The sequence below is a fragment of the Kocuria sp. MNB10 genome, assembly GCF_054073685.1.
This window is the reverse complement of record NZ_CM133411.1, coordinates 986,058-1,003,411: the sequence shown is the minus strand read 5'-3', so window position 1 is coordinate 1,003,411 and position 17,354 is coordinate 986,058. Positions and strand designations below refer to the sequence as shown.

Here is a 17,354-nt window from a genome sequence, read left to right as displayed (position 1 = left end):
CCATGACCGATCGGTTGACCCTCGCGGTGGTGACCGCGGGACTGTCGGAGGACTCCACGACCACGCGCCTGGGCGAGGCGATCGCCCAGGCCGCGAGCACCACGGTCGAGAACGCCGGGCAGCACGTGCACATCAAGGTGATCCAGCTGCGAGATCTGGCCCACGGGCTGACCGACATGATGATCACCCATGTGGCCTCGCGCGCCGTGCAGGACGCGATCGACACCGTGCTCACCGCGGACGGCCTGATCGCCGCGTCGCCCACGTACAAGGCGTCCTACTCGGGGCTGTTCAAGCAGTTCTTCGACGTGATCGACGAGTCCGCGCTCGAGAACCTGCCCACCGTGGTCGCCGCTACGGGCGGGTCCCCGCGGCACTCGCTCGTGCTGGACACCGCCATGCGGCCGCTGCTGAGCTACCTCAAGGCCCTCGTGCTGCCCCTGGGCATCTACGCGGCGTCCGAGGACTGGGGTCACAACGACCTGCAGCGCCGGATCGATCGCGTGGGCGCCTCGCTCGGCGCCATGCTGCTCGCGGGCTCGCAGGGCGGTGCCGGTTCCTCGGACGGTTCCGGTGCCTCCGCCGACGACGCCGCTCGGCCGGGTCTGCGCCGCGAGGTCAAGGACGAGTTCAGTGACGTCCCCGATTTCGCGAGCCTGCTGGCCTCGGTGGGATCGTGAACGACACGGCCACCCGCGCCTCGGCGCAGTCTGAGCCAGTGCGGTCCGAGCGCGCGCCGTCCGGGTCCGCGCCGTCCGAGCCCGTGACGGGTTCGGACGGCGCGGACGCCACCGGCGCGGCATGCATCGCAGGCGCGGAATCCCTCGGTGATGCGGAGTGCATCGGCGGGACGCAGGGCGCGGGCGTCTCGGACGCGTCCCGGCAGGATTGGGACGCGTGGCAGGTCTACTTCGAGACCACCGCGCTGCTCACCGCCCGGATCGAGGAGCGGCTCAAGCAGCACGGTTGCTCGCTCATGGATTACCAGTTGCTCCTGCTGCTCTACAACGCGCCGGAGCACCGGATGCGCATGGGTGAGCTGGCGCACCGGCTGATCTTCTCGCCGTCGCGGTTGAGCTACCAGATCGGTGTGCTGGACAAGCGCGGTTGGGTGGAACGCCGCCGCGTGGAGTGCGACGGCCGCGGCTTCGAGGCGGTCCTCACCCCCGAGGGCCTGCGCGCCTTCCGCGAATTGCGTCCCGCCCACGCGCGGGACGTCCAGGAGCTCTTCTTCTCCGCACTCCAGGACGACGACGCCGCTCGCCTGGCCGACCTCATGCGCCGGGTGGGTGGGCTGTTGGGTTAGCCCTTATCGAGAAAATCCACCGATCCGGTCTCAATAAGCGGCACTGGCAGACTGATCGCATGACGGCCTCACCCGCAACGCTGCCCCTGCTCGGTCGAACGGCGCTGATCACCGGGGTGTCGCGACGCCGCGGCATCGGCTTCGCCGTTGCCCGCACCTTCGCGCGGCTTGGCGCCAGCGTGTTCATCCACCACTACGGCCCGCACGACGAGGACCAGCCGTGGGGCGCGGACGACCTGAGCGGCGTCGTGAACGCATTGCGGGCCGAACTCACCGAGGGTGCGCGGCTGGGGGAGATGAGCGCGGACCTGCGGGACCCCGGACGGATCCAACCGCTCATCGACGCCGCGAGCGAGCTCACCGGGTCGCTGGACATCCTCGTGTGCAACCACGCCAGGAGCGGCGGGGACGGCTCCATCCTCGACATGACCCCCGAGGCTCTGGACGCGTTCTGGCAGACCAACACCCGCTCCACGCTGCTGTTGACCCGGGCGTTCGCGCTCCTCAAGGCCGATGCCCCGACCGCTGCGGCGCGGCCGGGAGAGCGCATCCGGGGCGAGCGCAAGCGGACGTTCACCGCACCGACGGGACGGGTGTTCTGGATGACCTCGGGACAGGGACACGGGCCCATGCGCGGCGAGGTCGCGTACGCCACGAGCAAGGCCGCTCTCGCCGGGGTCACCGCGACCGTGGCCGCGGAGCTGCTCGAACTCGGCATCGTGCTCAACACCGTGAATCCCGGACCGGTGGACACCGGGTACCTCACTCCCGATGCCACGGACCGTCCACTCGGGGAGATCCAGGATTTGATCGACAGCACCCCGTTCGGCCGCTTCGGGGCGCCCAGCGATCCGGCGAACCTCATCGGCTGGCTCGCCACGGACGACGGCGCGTGGATCGTCGGTCAGGTCCTCACCTCGGACGGTGGGTTCTACCTGGCGTGAGTCCGGTGGGGCGGGGTGCGGCCCCCGATATTCTTGAATCGAGTACTGGGAGTCTTCGGTCCGACTCATGGCACACTGCTGCTTGCCGGGGATCCACGGCAACAGGTGACAGCGCAGGGAGAGAACCATGACCGACACGACCCGAGCTGCGGCGTCGTCTGCGGAGAATGCGACGAACGTGACGGACGCGCAGAACGTGAACGGCGCCGAGGCCGCCGAGAACCCGGCCACGATCGATGGCGCGAACACCTTGTCCGACCTCCCTGGCGGTGTCGTCCACGAGCTGCCCGCGGACCTCGCCGAAGCGCTCGCGCTGGACCCGGCGACCGCCGAGCTGTGGCGCGGACTCACCCCGCTCGGGCGCAACGAGTTCGTGTGCTGGGTGGAGGACGCCAAGAAACCGGAGACCCGGCAGCGCCGGATCCGGCGCACCGAGGAGGAAATGCACGAGGGCAAGCGCCGCCCGTGCTGCTGGCCCGGGTGCAAACACCGGGAGCGCACCGGTCGCTGAGACCCGATGCACCCCCTGGCGTGAAACCACGGCCGACGTGACACAACGGTCGGCGCGGTACTACGGCCTGCTCGGCACTACAACCGCAGCGAGCCCGCACCACCGGAGGCCGGCCCCTTGCCGGATGCCGGTGTGGTCGGGGCGCTCGCCGGGCACGTGGCACGGAAGCCCGCGATGAGCGCGGCGTTCATGGCCGCGTCCGGGTCCGGGCCCTCCTCCACGTAGGAGCGGCCCGTGTAGGCCAGGGCCACCCGGCGGGAGGCGTCCCGCGTGGTGAAGGACACCGCACGGGTGCCGAACCCGGCGCCGTCGTGACCGATGAGCACCTCGGGGGTGCCCGCCGCGGTGCGGCAGGGACCGTTGATGAGGTAGAGACCGTAACCGTAGCGCGCCTGCTGCGCGGCGCCCACGGGAGTGACCATGGCGTCCACGAGGTCCTTGCGCAGCAGCCGTCCGGTCATGAGGGCGCCGGTGAAATCGGTGATGTCCTCGGCGGTCGCGTACACCCCGCCCGCACCGGAGAAGATGGACGGGTTGACCAGGGGCAGCGGGGCCAGCCCGGCCTGGAACTTCCCGTACGGCAGGAGGTAGCGGCCCCGGACCAGCGTGGACTCCTCGAGCCGTGACTGTTGCATCTTGGCGGGCTTGAACACCCGGTCCCGCACGAGGTCCTGGATGCGCGACCCCGTGGCGGCCTCGAGCATCATGGACAGCACCACGTACCCGGCGTTGGAGTAGGACCAGCCGGTCCCGGGCTCGAACTCCCAGGGCAGCCTGCGACTGAGTTCCACAAGTTCCTGCTCGGAGTGGTACGGGACCACCGCGGCCTCCAGGTCCTGCACGGTCCACGTGTACCACTCCCGGTCCGGGAGCAAGGAATAGATCCCGTCCGGCATGCCCGAGGTGTGGTTCATCAGTTGCGCCACGGTCACGCCGCCGTGGCCCGGGTAGAGCCCCGGGGTGACCTGGTCGATGGTCGTGCGCAGAGTCCATTGCCCCGCCTCGATGCGCTGCATCACGAGCACCGCGATCATCGCCTTGGTGATCGAGGCGATCCGCGCGCGGTCCTGGGGCCGGGCGCTGTCCTTCTGCAGGTCCCGCTTGCCGGCGGCGCTCAGATAGTCCCGCCCGGGCCCACGACGCACCAAGGGCGATTCAGGCCTCGGCCGGATTCGGGGTGTTGCTCCCGGAACGCAGCGAGCGCATCGCCGTCACCGTGGTGATTGCCACCAACACGAGGGCCATCAGGCCGAGTCCGGAGAAACCCACGAGCGCCAGGACCGGCCCCGCGAGGGCCCCACCGGCCGCGCCGCACAGGTTCATCGTGAGGTCGGAGGTTCCTTGCAGTCCGGGGCGGTCGTGGGTCGCCACGGACTCGGTGACCATCGTGGACCCGGACACCGTGGACGCGGACCAGCCCAGTCCCAGCAAGATCAGGGCCGCCAACACGAGTCCCTGGTGGTCGGCGCCCAACCATGTGAGCACGAGCGCGACCGCGAACAGGGCCTGGCCCGCGAGTACCGTGGCGGCGCGACCGAGTTTGTCCGCGAGCCAGCCGAAGACGGGGGAAAGGGCATACATCCCCGCCACGTGCAGGGAGATGGTCAGCCCCACCGCGGACAGCGTGGCCCCGTGGGTCGTGAGGTGCACGGGCGTCATGGACATGAGACCCACCATCACCGCGTGGGACAGGGCCACCACGAGCACCGCGCGCCGAGCCGCGGGGACGGTGCGCAACAGGGTGAACCCGCCGGCCGGGCTGGGTGTGGAGGCCACCGATTCACCGCGGGACAGGGCGACCTTGAGCGGGTCCGGGCGCAATCCGATGAAGTACACGATGGCCCCCAGCACCTGGGCACACAGTGCGATCACGAACCCGCCGGTGAACTGGGGCAGCCCCAGCACCCGCCCGAGTGTCTCGCTGGGCCCGAAGAGATTGGGGCCCACCACGGAGCCCACGGTCGTGGACCACACGATGAGCGAGAGGTCGCGTGCGCGGGTACGCGCGGGAGCGACGTCGGTCGCGGCGAAGCGGGACTGCAGGTTCAGAGCCATCCCGGAGCCCAGCAATCCCATGCCCGCGAGCAGCAGCGGGAAAACATTCAGCGCGGCGGCGGCCACAATCACGGCCGCCCCTGCGACCGCCACGAGGGCGCCGGTGGTCAGGGAGATCCGCCGACCACGACGTTGCGCCAACCGCGCCAGGGGGATGGCCAGAATGGCGGCACCCAGGGTGTTCATGGTGGCCGCCAACCCGGACGCCGCACTGCGCCCGGAGACCTCCGTGACGAGCAGGGCACCCAACGCGAGGGTCGCACCCGTTCCCAGCCCACCCAGGATCTGGCCCAGCGCCAGCACGGTCAGCACTTTGCGCTGGAACTCTGGCCCGGGGTCGGGTGTCTGCGCGGTGGAGGCCGTGGAGGTTTCGGTCATGCACGCATCATGACGGACGAACGCACCGGCGCACCATCATCACCGGCTTGCGTCCCGCTCTCAGTCGCCGCGCGGGCGGGTCAGTTCCGCCTGCCGGTGCGCCTTCACCGGCTCGGGGGTGGTGCGGTTGTCCTCGCGGGTCTGTTTCGTCTCCTCATCGCCGCCCACGACCTCGTCCACGTCATTGAGCAATGCTTCGAAGCCCTGCTGGGCCACGAGGACCTTGTCGTTCTTGGTGGCGCCCGGCCCGAGCGCCGTGTTGTCCATGCCGGCGTTGGAGTGGAAGTCGCTGTCCGTGGCACCGGGCAAGAGCGCCGTGACCGTCACGCCGGTGTCACGCAACTCTTCGCGCAACGATTCCGCGAAGGAGAAACCGAATGCCTTGGAGGGGCCGTAGACGGTCTCGTAGGGAGTGGGTGTCGTGGCGGAGATGGAGGACACGATGAGGATGCGCCCGTGGCCGTTGGGGACCATGTGCTGCACGACGCGCTTGGCCATGTGCACGGTGCCCTTGACGTTGATGTCGATGAGCCGGAACTCGTCCTGGAGGTCGGTGTCCATGAACGCCCCGCCCAGTCCGATACCGACGTTGAGGGCCGCGGCATCCAGGGGACGACCCAGCTCGGCCACGAAGTTCCAGAAGCCCTCGACACCGTCGTAGGTGGCGGCGTCCGCCTGGAACGGGTAGGCCTGTGCGCCGAGCTCCTCGATGCTCCTGGCCGCCTCATGGACGCGGTCACTCGAACCGGACAGGGCGACGTCGTAGCCGTGCCGGGCGAACTGCTTGGCCAGTTCGAACCCGATGCCGGAGGAACCACCGGTGACCATGGCAAGGGGGCGTTGATCGGACATGAGGATTTCCTTCCACACCGGGACCGCCGCGCGAACGGGTGAGGATCGCGGAGCCGGGGCCCATGACGGATGCTGCTGACACGTGACGGCTGGACCAGTGTGCATCACCGATGCAGTGACCACAACGCCGTGACCGCTTGCTAGGGTGGCGCATATCACTCGGGGGACTTGCGGGGTGTCCGTGCCCATGTCAGGAGCCGCCATGAGCCACCCCGTGAACATCAACCCCGTGCGAGGTCTGCTCTACCAGGCGCGCTACGGCCCCGAGCCCGAGCACCCCGCGGTGATCTACGAGGACGAGACGGTGGACTACGCCCACTTCACCGAGAGCGTGCGGCGTCTCGCGGGCGCGTTCGCGCGTTCCGGGGTGGGCACCGAGGACCGGGTCGCCTCACTGGGGTTGAACTCCGAGGTCTTCCTGCGCACCATGTTCGCCGCGTGGTGGCTCGGCGCGGTTTTCGAGCCCCTGAACTTCAGCCTCGCCCCGCGCGAGGTCGCGGGCCTGCACACCCGATCGACCCCCGCGGTGACCATCGTGGAGCCCGGTCACGTCCCCGTTCTGGAGGCGGCACTGCCGCTCGCGGAGGGTTACGAGGGCGGCAGCGTCGTCGTCATGGACACGGACCCCGCCGTGCCCTGGATCCCGGACGGTTCGCAGGGCGGGGAGGCTTCGGGGGCGACGGCGCCGCTGTTCCGCATCGGTGCATTGAACTCGTTCACCGTGCGCGCGCTTGTGCGGGGCAACACGACCCTGGTGCGCAGGACATTCGTGCCCTCGCAAGTGCTCGCGGGCATCGAGCACTACGGGGTGGACACCACGTTCCTGGTCCCCGCCAGCTGGGCCGTTCGCTGCCCGGTGTCCAGGCGGTCCCCTAGGCTGGGGGCATGCAGCACCACGGTGACATCTCGTTCCGCACCCGCAAATGGGTCAAGCCGGAAGACCTCAACGCCAACGGCACCCTGTTCGGGGGATCGCTGCTGCGCTGGATCGACGAGGAAGCGGCAATCTACGCGATCGTGCAATTGGGTAATCAGCGGGCGGTCACCAAGTACATGTCCGAGATCGAGTTCGTCTCCTCCGCGGTGCAGGGGGACATCATCGAGATGGGCCTCAGTGCCACTACGTTCGGACGCACCTCGTTGACCATGCGGGCGCAGGTACGCAACATGATCACCCGCGAGTTGATCCTGAGCATCGACAAGATCGTGTTCGTAAACCTCGGGGAGGACGGCAAGCCCGCCCCGCACGGGTACACGCAGATCACGTACGACCGCGACAGGATTCCCAGCATGTCGCTCCCCGCCCACAACAGCCCCAGGAGGTCGCAGTCGTGAAGCAGCTCACCGCCCAGAGGATCACCCCGTCGTGGATGCACCACGGTGAGGGGCCGTGCTGGAGCAAGGAATGGAACGGGCTGGCCTGGGTGGACATGCTCGCCGGGGACGTCATGACGTTCACCCCGGACGACCAGCCGCGCCGCCAGCACGTGGACGCCGTGGCCGCGTGTGTGCGTCCGCGCCGTTCGGGTGGGCAGATCATCGCGGTGGAACGGGGAGTGGTCCTGACCGATCCCACGGGCGCAGTGGAGCGGGAGATCCCCATGTGGGGGGACCCCGAGATCCGCATGAACGAGGGCGGTGTGGCCCCCGACGGCTCCTTCTACGTGGGGTCCATGGCGTACGAGCAGACCGAGGGCGCGGCCACGCTGTACCGGGTCGCGCCGGATCTGTCGTGGCAGCCCGTCCTCGAGAACGTGAGCATCTCCAACGGGATCGCGTGGTCCCCGGACGGCACCCTCGCGTACTACAACGACACCCCCACCCACGAGGTCTCGGTTTTCGACTGGAGCCCCGAGGCCGGCCTGCAGAACCGTCGCACGTTCGTCGCGCCCGTCCTGGACGACCACGCCGCCGCGGCCGCCACGGACCCGGAGGAGAGCTACGAGCCGGGCCGCGTCTCGGTGAGCCCGGACGGGTTGACCGTGGACTCCGAGGGCGCGGTGTGGGTCGCCCTCTACGGCGCGGGGCAGGTCCACCGCTACCTCCCGGACGGGGCCCTGGACACCGTCGTCGCCGTGGGCGCCACTCAAACCACCGCGTGCACGCTGGGTGGTGAGGACCTGCGCACGCTGTACATCACGACGTCGCGCGAGGACCTCCCGGACGACGTCCAGCCCACCGCCGGTTCCCTCTACTCGGTGCGCGTGTCCGTCCCAGGCCAGGTCACGCAGGCCTTCGGGGGCTGAGCGCGTCGGCGGGCCGGCTCCCGGACCGGCGCGGCCCGCGGACGTGGTCGCCGCACCGCGGCGGCCTCGCCGCACGGTTACCATCACCGCAGGAGGCCAGATGAGTACCGCACCCGGGGTGAGCGGCGACGCCGTCACCACAGCGATCCGCCTGTTGGCTGCGCAGGGTTACGACGCCACCACCGTGGACCAGCTCGCGCACGCCACGGGGGTCAGTCGCGCCACGTTCTTCCGCAAGTACGGGTCCAAGGAGGACATCGTGTTCGCGGATCACGCGTCCAACCTGGAGCGGCTGGAGCAGTTGCTCAACCGCCCGTACCTCACCGCCCAGGCGGGGGTGAGTGAGGGCGTGCAGCTCGTGTTTCGGTACAACCTGGACCACGCGGACCGTGCGCTCGCACGACACCGACTGCTGCAGCGGGTCGAGGCGTTGCGGGACCGGGAGCTCGCCACATCCCACCGGTACGAGCGGGTGTTCCGGGAGTTCCTGCGCCGCGTCTTGCCGGACGGCCCCGACCGGCGGGTCACGGCGATCTCGTTGGCCTCCGCCATCGTGGCCGTGCACAACGCCTACCTGCGCACGTGGTTGCACGATCCCCAGGCCTCGGACGGCGAGCGGCTGGCCGCGGGACTCAATCGGCGCATCGCGTGGTTGTGCACCCTTTTCGGGCTCTCGTTCGTTCCCGGGCGCCCGGTTCAGCAACTTCGCTCCGCGGACGACGGTGCTGGCACGGCGCCCGTGGTCGTCATCGTCCCCGAGGGGGTCGACGCGCGGGACGTCGCCGAGCGGACGGCGCGCTCGGTGTACGAGGCCCTGGCCCCGGGCGGCACGCAGCTCGCGCGGGATGCCCGGCCCGGTGGGGAGCAGGACGCCTCCGAGGGCGGCGGGTTCGCCGGGGCGCGACCCTCCGGCGAGGTGCGTGTCCCCGCGGCGGATTAGTCCGCGCGTCGCTCAGACACGAGCACCGCGTAGACGAGTTCGTCGCGCCACTCGCCCAACTGGTAGTGGCTCTCCCGCAGGGTCGCCTCCTGGCGCATGCCCACGCGCTCGCAGACCTTCGCGGACGCCACGTTGAGACTGTCCAGGCGCGCGAAGACGCGGTGCGCGCCGAGGTGCTCGAACGCGGCGTCGACGGCGGTGCGCGCGGCCTCCGCGGCGTACCCCTTGCCCGTGTGGTCCGGGTGCAACGCCCAGCCGATCTCCACCTGCGCGGACTCCGCGTCCACGAGGGTCAGCACGATCTCGCCCACGAGCTCGTCGGAGTCGTGAGGGGAGATCGCGACCCGCAGGCTGTCGCCGTCGAAGGACCAGGACCCGGGTTCGCGATTGGCCTCGACCGTCCTGATCACGTGGTCCATGTCGCGGGGTTCGCGCCATGCATGCATGGCGTAGTCCTCGCGGGACTGGTAGGAGTGCATGGGCTCGATGTCGGCATCGGTGGGCCAGCGGAAGCGCAAGCGGTCCGAGTGCAGCGGCAGCTGGAGAGTCACCGGATCAGCCTATCCAGGACGTACCGGGCATCCGGGGGCCGGGTGACACTGAATGTCTTGACGTGAGACGCAGTCTCACGTCAGACTGTTCTCGCGATACTGTGGGCCACACCACTTTTCGCCCAGACACAGGAGCCAAGCGTGAGCGAACAGACCTTCCCGTCCACCGTGACCATCGACGTGACCCGTCCCGTCCTGCCCGGGCGGGAACGACCGATCGCCCTGGTGTCCCTGGGCTCCACGGAGCCCAACGGGCTCGTGATCTGGGGTTCGGAGGCCATGCGCGAGTTGCGCCGGGAGCTATCGGCCATTGACACCTCTCAGGTCGAGGCCGTGGTGGTCACGGGCAACGAGAAGTCGTTCGGCGCAGGCGCCAATCTCAAGGAGATCCGCGCCGCACAGTTCGACGGGGGTTCGGAGGACTACATCGGCTCCGGGCACGAGGCCTTCGGCGTCCTGGCGGAGATGCCCGTTCCCACGTTCTCGCTCATCACGGGAGTGGCCCTCGGCGGCGGTCTGGAACTCGCGCTGCACACCGATTTCCGCCTGGCCACGTCCGGCAAGGCACCCATGGGTCTGCCCGAGTGCCGGCTGGGCTTCTTTCCGGGCTGGGGCGGCGTCTACCTGCTGCCGCACCTGGTGGGCGCTGAGGCGGCACTGAACATCATCGTCACGGACTCCATGCGCGGGCGGAACCTCAAGCCCGCCAAGGCCGCGGAGATCGGTCTCGTGGACGCCGTCCTGGACGCCGCCCCCGGCACGGACGAGTGGGAGACGGCGTGGCAACGCTGGGTCGTGGAGGCACTCGAGGGCAAGCACGAACCGCGCCGCGCCGACGACGACGAACAGACCTGGCAGGCCGCCGTGGACAAGGCTGCCGCCAAGGCCCACGCCGCGTGGCACGGTGCCGCTCCCGGCCCGGTGGCCGCGATCGACCTCGTGGGCCGTGCGCGCACGGACACCCGCCAGGCCAACGGTGCCGCCGCGGTCCAGCTCTTCAGCTCGATCGTGCAGTCCGACGCCGCCCGCGCGTCCCTGTACGCGTTCGAACTCGTGAGCGCTCGCAGCAAACAGGCCGCGAACGTCCCGGACGCTACCGTGCGCCCGATCAAGAAGGCGGCGGTGATCGGCGCGGGACTCATGGCGGGTCAGCTCGCGTCCCTCCTCGCCCAGGGCGCCCGGGTCCCCGTGGTGATGACCGACCTCGACGACGAGCGCCTCGCCACGGGCGTGCAGCGCACCCGCGACCGCTTCACCGCCCAGGCCGAGAAGGGCCGCATGAGCGCGGAGCAGGCGGAGCAGCTCGGTTCCCTGATCTCGGGGGCCGAGAGCCCGCAGGACCTCGCGGACGCGGACTTCGTGATCGAGGCCGTCTTCGAGGAGCTCGAGGTGAAGCGGCAGGTCTTCGCGCAGTGGGAGCCCGTGATCCGCGAGGACGCGATCCTCGCGACTAACACCTCGTCCCTGTCCGTCACGGCCATGGGCCGGGACCTGAAGCACCCCGAGCGGCTCGTGGGCTTCCACGTGTTCAACCCGGTGGAGGTCACCCCGCTGCTCGAGATCATCTCCGCGCAGCAGACGGACGACTCCACCCTGGCCACCGCGTTCGACCTCGCCGCCAAGCTGCGGCGCATCGCGGTGCGCGTGGAGGACGCCCCGAGCTTCGTGGTCAACCGCGTGCTGACCCGCATGTTCGACGAGATTGGCCGCGCCATGGACGCCGGTGGCAATCCGGAGACCGTGGATCACGCCCTCGCCCCCATGGGGCTGCCCATGACACCGCTGCAGCTGCTCGACTTCGTGGGCCCGGCCGTGCTCGTGCACATCACGCACACCATGAACGACGCCTACCCGGACCGGTTCACCCTCTCCCCGTGGCTCGACGCCGTCGCGGACGCGGGTCTGACCCACACGCTGCCCGCGCGCGGCGAGACCTCGCAGACCTACCTCTCGCCCGAGGCCCACGACGCACTCGAGCGCACGCGGCAGGAGAGCGGCGTCGCGGCGTCGTCGGACGACGGCGCCGGGGGAGAGCTGCTCACGCGCGTCCAGGACGCGCTCGCGGACGAGATCGGGCACATGCTCGACGAGGGCGTGGTCGCCTCCGCACGGGACGTGGACCTGTGCATGATCCTGGGCGCCAACTACCCGTTCCACCTGGGCGGCATCACCCCCTACCTGGACCGCACCGGCGCCGCCGAGCGCGTCCGCGGTCGGCGTTTCGACGCCGCCCAGCAGTAACCCCTGATCGCGAAGGACCAGTCATGACCACTGAGAACACGGCACCCACGTCGGAGAACTTCCCCGCGGGCACGCTGGAACCGGAATACACGCTCACCGAGGCCCTGGGAACGGACGAGGCGGGGGTGTTCACGGACGTCGCGGACGAGGACCGCGCCCACTGGATGCGCGCCCGGTCCTTCGTGCAGGAAGACGTCCTGCCCGTGATCGCCCGGTACTGGGACGAGAGCGAGTACAACCTGGATCTCGTGACCCGGATGGGCGAGCTGGACCTGCTGCGCGACGGCGTGGCGGTCCCGGGTATGGACAACATGTCCAAGCTCGCCGCGGGTCTCGTGACCATGGAACTGGCCCGCGGGGACGGATCGGTGTCCACCGTGGCCGGTGTGCAGGGTGGCCTGGCCATGCGCTCGATCGCCATGTGCGGCAGCGACGAGCAGAAGGACCGGTGGCTCCCGGACATGGCCGCGGGCAAGCTGCTTGGTTCCTTCGCGCTCACCGAGCCGGCCCACGGTTCGGACTCGATCGGCCTGGAGACCCGAGCGACCCCCGTGGATGGCGGCCACGTCCTCAACGGTGAGAAGAAGTGGATCGGCAACGGGTCCATGGGCGGGATCACCGTGGTGTGGGCCCGCAGCGACGAGGACGGCGCGGTCCACGGTTTCGTGGTGCCCCAGGACTCCGAGGGCTACACGGGTACCACCATGCGCGGGAAGCTCTCCCTGCGGGCCATCCACCAGGCCCAGATCCGCATGGAGAACGTGTTCGTCCCCACCGAGAACGTCCTGCCGAACGCCCGCTCCTTCCGGGACACGGCCTCGGTCCTCTTCGCGACCCGCATTGGCGTGGGGTGGGCCGCGGTGGGTCACGCGCAGGCGTGTTACGAGACCGCGGTCCAGTACGCGGCGCAGCGCGTGCAGTTCGGCCGTCCGCTCGCGGCGTCGCAGATCGTGCAGGAGCGCCTGGCCCGCATGCTGAGCGAGCTCACCTCCATCCAGACGCTCGTAATGGCGATGACCCGCAAGGAGGAGGCCGGGACCCTGACCGGGCACCAGGCCTCGCTGGCCAAGTACACGGCCACCCGCACGGCACGCCAGGTCGCGGCCAACGCTCGCGATCTGCTCGGCGGAAATGGCATCCTGTTGGAGAACCGTGTTGCACGTCACTTCGCGGACGTGGAAGCCGTGCACACCTACGAGGGGACAGAGACGGTGCAGGCCCTGATCATCGGCAAGTCGATCACGGGATTCTCCGCCTACAACTGATCCGCTCGTGCCCACACGGCCCGGTTCGCGCCCGTCCGGCGCGTGCCGGGCCATGACCGTTCAGGAGCACCATGTTCGCGAACACCGAGCCGCTGACCCCGTTGCGCTTCCTCGAGCGCAGCGCCGAGGTTTTCCCCGACCGCCCGGCGATCGTGCACGGCTCGCGGGTGTGGAGCTACGAGCAGTTCGAACGAGACGTGCGCCGGTTCGCCACGGCGCTGTTGCCGCTGCTGTCCGGTTCCGACGGCTCGGCGGGCGCTGCTTCCCGGGGGTCCGCTGGATCGGACGACGCCGCTGGGTCGCCCGCGTCCGCGGGGTCGCGTGAGTCCGCCGGGTCACCGGTCACGGGCGGTTCGCCCGGAACTGCCGAGTCGGGCGACACTGCCGGGTCCGAGCGATCCGCGGGGGCCTCGGGTGAGGGGAACGAATCGTTCCAGGGCGCGGAGTTGCTGGAGTGCTCGTGGCCCACGGTTGCGGTGATCGCGCCCAATCTTCCCGCGACACTCATGGCGCACTACGCCGTGCCGGCGGCCGGGGCGGTGTTGGTGCCGCTCAACCCGCGACTGAGCGCGCGGGAACTGCGCTACATCCTCGAGCACTGCGAAGCCCACGTGGTGCTCGCGGACACCTCGGCGCTCGAGACCGTCGCACAGGCCCTCGGTGACGGGTCGGACGTGACGCTCGTGCAGATCGACGACCCGCAGGCGGGCGTGCACCCCGTTCGCGACGGCGCGGGGTCGGGAGTGCCCACGTTCGAGGAGTTCATCGACGTCGAGCCCGCCCAGCCGGCAGGACCGGGTGCGTCGGGCGGCAACGACGGCGGCGTCGGCTACGGCGTCGCGGACGAGAATGCGCCCATCACCCTGAACTACACCTCCGGCACCACGGGGCGCCCCAAGGGGGTGCTGTACAGCCACCGCGGGGCGTACCTGAACAGCCTCGGGGAGGTGTTCCACAATGGGTTCACCGGCGCCACGCGATACCTCTGGACCCTGCCCATGTTCCACTGCAACGGGTGGTGCACCACGTGGGCCGTGACCGCCGCGGGTGGTACGCACGTGTGCTTGCGGGCCGTGCGCGCGGACGAGATCTGGCGCGCGTTCGACGAGCAGGGCATCACCCACCTGTGCGGCGCGCCGGCCGTGTGCTCGATCATCGTGGACGCCTCGGAGGCTCACCCACTCGAACACACCATCAGGATCACGACCGCCGGGGCCCCGCCCGCGCCGAGCATCATCGAGCGGCTGGAGAGCGCGGGCTTCGACATCGTCCACGTGTACGGGCTCACCGAGGTCTTCGGCCCCATCACCATTTGCGAACCCCAGGAACAGTGGCGTGAGCTCTCGCCCCGGGAGCGGGCGCAGCAGATGTCCCGGCAGGGCGTGGCCATGATCCAGGCGGAATCCGCCCGCGTGGTGGACGATTCCCTCGAGGACGTGCCGGCGGACGGTACGACCGTGGGGGAGGTGGTGTTGCGGGGCAACAACGTGATGATCGGCTACTACAAGGACGTACCCGCCACGCGGAAGGCATTCGAGGGCGGGTGGTTCCACACGGGTGACCTGGGGGTCATGCACCCCAACAACTACATCCAGCTGCGGGACCGCGCCAAGGACATCATCATCTCCGGTGGGGAAAACATCTCGTCCATCGAGGTGGAGCAGGCCCTCTACTCGCATCCGGACGTCGCGGACGTCGCCGTCGTGGGGGTAGCTCACGAGAAGTGGGGCGAACGCCCGGTTGCGCACGTGGTGCGGGTGAACGGGTCCACGGTCACGGAGGAGGAACTGCGCGACCACGTCCGGAACCAGCTCAGCGGGTTCAAGGTGCCGGACTCGGTCGTGTTTAGTGACGAGCTGCCGCGCACGGCCACGGGCAAGGTGCGCAAGAACCTCCTGCGGGACTGAAGCAGCCACCCGGGCAACGCGATTGCGCGACCACGGCCACGTGATTATGCGGCCGTTGTCTGCGGGCGCGGTTCCAATGCCCGGCGCGGGACGGGCGACGACGCCGCGTGCGAACGCAGCCAGGGGGTGGCGGGCCCACCCCAGGGCCGTTTTGCGCAGTCCCGCGGGCGTGTGTAATGTATTCCGAGTCGCCGCAAGGACGAACAGCGAACCGCTGGTCCGGCAGGCCGACCAGCTACCTCCCCGACTTCCGAACGGCAATGGCGTGCGAACGCCGAGTTGCGAAGGAAACGGGGAACGGATAAGCTAGTCGAGTTGCCGCAAGGACAGCGAAAAGCGTTCCGAATCAGTGGCGACCAAAACTTCCAACTCATGGCTCTGAATAAGAGCTTAGGTGTGGTTTGTTGTTTGTCAACTCAATAGTGTGTCTAGTTTGTTGATACCAAAGTTTTTTTGTTTTTGGTTGATGGCCTGACAGTTCCCTGGGTGTTTTCCCGTTTCCTGGGGGTGTTGGGTGTCAGCTGGGATCCTGCCCTGGTTGTGCTGCGCTGTTTGGTGTGGTGGTGGGGTGGTTTCTGTTGAATGTTTTTTGACGGAGAGTTTGATCCTGGCTCAGGACGAACGCTGGCGGCGTGCTTAACACATGCAAGTCGAACGCTGAAGCTTGGTGCTTGCACTGGGTGGATGAGTGGCGAACGGGTGAGTAATACGTGAGTAACCTGCCCTTGACTCTGGGATAAGCCTGGGAAACTGGGTCTAATACTGGATATGACCTCCTGTCGCATGGTGGGGGGTGGAAAGGGTTTGTACTGGTTGTGGATGGGCTCACGGCCTATCAGCTTGTTGGTGGGGTAATGGCCTACCAAGGCGACGACGGGTAGCCGGCCTGAGAGGGTGACCGGCCACACTGGGACTGAGACACGGCCCAGACTCCTACGGGAGGCAGCAGTGGGGAATATTGCACAATGGGCGCAAGCCTGATGCAGCGACGCCGCGTGAGGGATGACGGCCTTCGGGTTGTAAACCTCTTTCAGCACGGAAGAAGCGAAAGTGACGGTACGTGCAGAAGAAGCGCCGGCTAACTACGTGCCAGCAGCCGCGGTAATACGTAGGGCGCAAGCGTTGTCCGGAATTATTGGGCGTAAAGAGCTCGTAGGCGGTTTGTCGCGTCTGCTGTGAAAGCCCGGGGCTTAACCCCGGGTGTGCAGTGGGTACGGGCAGACTTGAGTGCAGTAGGGGAGACTGGAACTCCTGGTGTAGCGGTGAAATGCGCAGATATCAGGAAGAACACCGATGGCGAAGGCAGGTCTCTGGGCTGTTACTGACGCTGAGGAGCGAAAGCATGGGGAGCGAACAGGATTAGATACCCTGGTAGTCCATGCCGTAAACGTTGGGCACTAGGTGTGGGGGACATTCCACGTTTTCCGCGCCGTAGCTAACGCATTAAGTGCCCCGCCTGGGGAGTACGGCCGCAAGGCTAAAACTCAAAGGAATTGACGGGGGCCCGCACAAGCGGCGGAGCATGCGGATTAATTCGATGCAACGCGAAGAACCTTACCAAGGCTTGACATACACCGGATCGGCTCAGAGATGGGTTTTCCTCCTTGTGGGGCTGGTGTACAGGTGGTGCATGGTTGTCGTCAGCTCGTGTCGTGAGATGTTGGGTTAAGTCCCGCAACGAGCGCAACCCTCGTTCTATGTTGCCAGCACGTGATGGTGGGGACTCATAGGAGACTGCCGGGGTCAACTCGGAGGAAGGTGGGGATGACGTCAAATCATCATGCCCCTTATGTCTTGGGCTTCACGCATGCTACAATGGCCAGTACAATGGGTTGCGATACCGTGAGGTGGAGCTAATCCCAAAAAGCTGGTCTCAGTTCGGATCGTGGTCTGCAACTCGACCACGTGAAGTCGGAGTCGCTAGTAATCGCAGATCAGCAACGCTGCGGTGAATACGTTCCCGGGCCTTGTACACACCGCCCGTCAAGTCACGAAAGTTGGTAACACCCGAAGCCGGTGGCCTAACCCTTGTGGGGGGAGCCGTCGAAGGTGGGACTGGCGATTGGGACTAAGTCGTAACAAGGTAGCCGTACCGGAAGGTGCGGCTGGATCACCTCCTTTCTAAGGAGCACGCTGACCGGCCGGGTGGCTGGTGGCC

General features: G+C 68.3%; 14 protein-coding genes, 1 rRNA gene and 1 pseudogene. 12 read left to right on the top strand and 4 right to left on the bottom strand.

The window, feature by feature from the left end:
• Positions 1-2 precede the first annotated feature (2 nt).
• The 4 genes from ACW9PK_RS04430 (at position 3) to ACW9PK_RS04415 (ending at position 2,761) form a co-directional block, all read left to right on the top strand.
• Positions 3-680 carry a CE1759 family FMN reductase gene (locus tag ACW9PK_RS04430; protein ID WP_290656377.1) on the top strand — a complete coding sequence of 226 codons (678 nt, stop codon included), beginning with the start codon at positions 3-5 and terminating at the stop codon, positions 678-680.
• The gene (locus ACW9PK_RS04425; RefSeq protein ID WP_319023328.1) at positions 677-1,306 is read left to right on the top strand and encodes a MarR family winged helix-turn-helix transcriptional regulator; all 630 of its coding nucleotides are present in this window, start codon (positions 677-679) and stop codon (positions 1,304-1,306) included. The genes ACW9PK_RS04430 and ACW9PK_RS04425 overlap by 4 nt, the downstream gene beginning before the upstream one ends.
• A 59-nt stretch (positions 1,307-1,365) precedes the next feature.
• A complete protein-coding gene (locus ACW9PK_RS04420; protein ID WP_270256971.1) occupies positions 1,366-2,250 on the top strand; it encodes an SDR family oxidoreductase in 885 nt (294 codons plus the stop codon).
• Positions 2,251-2,377: 127 nt separating this feature from the next.
• Positions 2,378-2,761 (top strand): YdeI/OmpD-associated family protein, encoded by a 384-nt coding sequence (locus ACW9PK_RS04415; RefSeq protein WP_270260362.1) that lies wholly within the window; start codon positions 2,378-2,380, stop codon positions 2,759-2,761.
• A 77-nt stretch (positions 2,762-2,838) separates the two neighbouring features.
• On the opposite strand, the gene ACW9PK_RS04410 is transcribed toward ACW9PK_RS04415, so the two are convergent.
• The 3 genes from ACW9PK_RS04410 to ACW9PK_RS04400 are packed head-to-tail and all read right to left on the bottom strand — an operon-like array spanning position 2,839 to position 6,046.
• Complete coding sequence (locus ACW9PK_RS04410; protein ID WP_270260365.1) at positions 2,839-3,906, bottom strand: serine hydrolase domain-containing protein; 1,068 nt, start codon at positions 3,904-3,906, stop codon at positions 2,839-2,841.
• A 10-nt stretch (positions 3,907-3,916) separates the two neighbouring features.
• Positions 3,917-5,194, bottom strand: coding sequence for an MFS transporter (locus tag ACW9PK_RS04405; RefSeq protein WP_457016712.1), 1,278 nt, complete (start codon positions 5,192-5,194; stop codon positions 3,917-3,919).
• 60 nt (positions 5,195-5,254) lie between these two features.
• Positions 5,255-6,046, bottom strand: a complete 792-nt coding sequence (locus tag ACW9PK_RS04400) for an SDR family NAD(P)-dependent oxidoreductase (RefSeq protein ID WP_206069156.1) — start codon at positions 6,044-6,046, stop codon at positions 5,255-5,257.
• Positions 6,047-6,233: 187 nt separating this feature from the next.
• On the opposite strand from ACW9PK_RS04400, the pseudogene ACW9PK_RS04395 reads away from it, so the two are divergent.
• The 4 genes and pseudogenes from ACW9PK_RS04395 to ACW9PK_RS04380 all read left to right on the top strand — a co-directional run.
• Positions 6,234-6,620 (top strand): annotated as a pseudogene (locus tag ACW9PK_RS04395) (AMP-binding protein); the annotation flags it as partial.
• A gap of 311 nt (positions 6,621-6,931) precedes the next feature.
• The gene (locus tag ACW9PK_RS04390; protein WP_084118111.1) at positions 6,932-7,381 is read left to right on the top strand and encodes an acyl-CoA thioesterase; all 450 of its coding nucleotides are present in this window, start codon (positions 6,932-6,934) and stop codon (positions 7,379-7,381) included.
• Positions 7,378-8,292, top strand: a complete 915-nt coding sequence (locus tag ACW9PK_RS04385; RefSeq protein WP_085108452.1) for an SMP-30/gluconolactonase/LRE family protein — start codon at positions 7,378-7,380, stop codon at positions 8,290-8,292. The genes ACW9PK_RS04390 and ACW9PK_RS04385 overlap by 4 nt, the downstream gene beginning before the upstream one ends.
• Positions 8,293-8,392: 100 nt before the next feature.
• Positions 8,393-9,232 carry a TetR/AcrR family transcriptional regulator gene (locus tag ACW9PK_RS04380; protein ID WP_457016709.1) on the top strand — a complete coding sequence of 280 codons (840 nt, stop codon included), beginning with the start codon at positions 8,393-8,395 and terminating at the stop codon, positions 9,230-9,232.
• Here the strand turns inward: ACW9PK_RS04380 and ACW9PK_RS04375 are convergent.
• Positions 9,229-9,783: a GNAT family N-acetyltransferase gene (locus ACW9PK_RS04375; protein WP_457016707.1), complete on the bottom strand. Its 555-nt coding sequence runs from the start codon at positions 9,781-9,783 to the stop codon at positions 9,229-9,231. The two genes, ACW9PK_RS04380 and ACW9PK_RS04375, sit on opposite strands and share 4 nt — an antisense overlap.
• A gap of 141 nt (positions 9,784-9,924) precedes the next feature.
• On the opposite strand from ACW9PK_RS04375, the gene ACW9PK_RS04370 reads away from it, so the two are divergent.
• The 4 genes from ACW9PK_RS04370 (at position 9,925) to ACW9PK_RS04355 (ending at position 17,317) form a co-directional block, all read left to right on the top strand.
• Positions 9,925-12,024, top strand: a complete 2,100-nt coding sequence (locus tag ACW9PK_RS04370; protein WP_457016705.1) for a 3-hydroxyacyl-CoA dehydrogenase NAD-binding domain-containing protein — start codon at positions 9,925-9,927, stop codon at positions 12,022-12,024.
• A gap of 23 nt (positions 12,025-12,047) precedes the next feature.
• On the top strand, positions 12,048-13,289 hold the full coding sequence (locus tag ACW9PK_RS04365; protein ID WP_368844923.1) for an acyl-CoA dehydrogenase family protein: 1,242 nt from the start codon (positions 12,048-12,050) through the stop codon (positions 13,287-13,289).
• A gap of 71 nt (positions 13,290-13,360) precedes the next feature.
• Positions 13,361-15,196, top strand: coding sequence for an AMP-binding protein (locus ACW9PK_RS04360; protein WP_368844922.1), 1,836 nt, complete (start codon positions 13,361-13,363; stop codon positions 15,194-15,196).
• 589 nt (positions 15,197-15,785) lie between these two features.
• Positions 15,786-17,317, top strand: a 16S ribosomal RNA gene (locus ACW9PK_RS04355).
• Positions 17,318-17,354: the final 37 nt, after the last annotated feature.